Here is a 1,178-nt window from a genome sequence, read left to right on the forward strand (position 1 = left end):
ATCAGCGCGAGCACCGCGCGCTCGCGCTCGGTGAGCGCTTGCAACCGGTCGTCGCGCCGCCGCCGCGCGAGCAGCTGCCCGACGACCTCGGGGTCGAGGACGGTGGCCCCGCCCGCGATGCGAGCGACGGCGTCGTGGAAGTCGCGGACGTCGGCGACGCGGTCCTTGAGCAGGTAGCCGAGCGACCCCTGTCCGTCGGCGATGAGGTCGCTCGCGTACTCCTCCTCGACGTACTGCGACAGCACGAGGACGGCGAGCCCCGGATGCCGCGACCGCAACGCGATCGCCGCGCGGATGCCCTCGTCGGTCCAGGTCGGCGGGAGCCGCACGTCGAGGATGCAGAGGTCCGGGTCCGTCTCGGCGACGGCGGCGTCGAGGCCGGACGCGTCGGGGAGAGCGGCGACGACCTCGTGGCCGTCGTCGGCGAGCAGGCGGACGAGGCCCTCCCGCAGGAGGACGGAGTCCTCGCAGATCAGGATGCGCACGGGACCGTCACCTCCACCGTCGTCGGGCCGCCCTGCGGGCTGTCGATGCGCGCGGTTCCGCCGGCCGCGGTGACGCGGTTGACGATGCCGTCGAGGCCCCCGCCCGGGACGATGCGCGCCCCGCCGAGTCCGTCGTCCTCGACCCGGGCCCACAGCGACCCGTCGTCGCGCACCCGCACGTCGACGCGGCAGTTCCCGGCCCGCGAGTGCTTGGCGGCGTTGGTGAGCGCCTCGGCGATGGAGAAGTACACCGCAGCCTCGGCCGCCCGGCTGCATCGGCGCGGCAGGCGCACGTCGAGGGTCACGGGGATGTGCGACCGCGATGCGAGCGCCGAGAGGGCGGCATCCAGTCCCCGATCCTCCAGGACGGACGCGTGGATGCCACGTGCCAGCTGCCGGAGTTCCGTGATGGCCGATTTCGTCGAGGCGTGTGCTTCGGCGACGAGGGCCTTCGCCGCCTCGGGGTCGTCGTCGATCTTCGTCTGCGCGAGCCCCAGGGTCATGCCGATGGAGACGAGCCGGGGCTGGACCCCGTCGTGCAGATCGCGTTCGATGCGCGTGCGCTCCACCTCGGCGGCGCGGACGGCACCAGCGCGCCGCGTGTCGGACGTGCGGGCCTGCTCCTCGAGCAGCGCTTCGCGGGACGGCACGAGGATCGCGCGGGGCAGGACCCCGTGCAGCAGCCCGAGCCCG

Annotated in this window: 2 protein-coding genes; both read right to left on the minus strand. The window is 74.2% G+C overall.

Going from position 1 to position 1,178, the window contains the following annotated elements; all coding sequences use genetic code 11:
* On the minus strand, positions 1-485 hold a 485-nt coding region (locus I5G_RS10335), incomplete at its 3' end, for a response regulator transcription factor (protein WP_022878992.1).
* The coding region (locus I5G_RS10340; protein ID WP_022878993.1) for a sensor histidine kinase at positions 473-1,178 on the minus strand (706 nt) is incomplete at its 5' end. The genes I5G_RS10335 and I5G_RS10340, both read right to left, overlap by 13 nt.

The organism is Microbacterium sp. B19 (assembly GCF_000333395.1).
Taxonomy (GTDB): domain Bacteria; phylum Actinomycetota; class Actinomycetes; order Actinomycetales; family Microbacteriaceae; genus Microbacterium.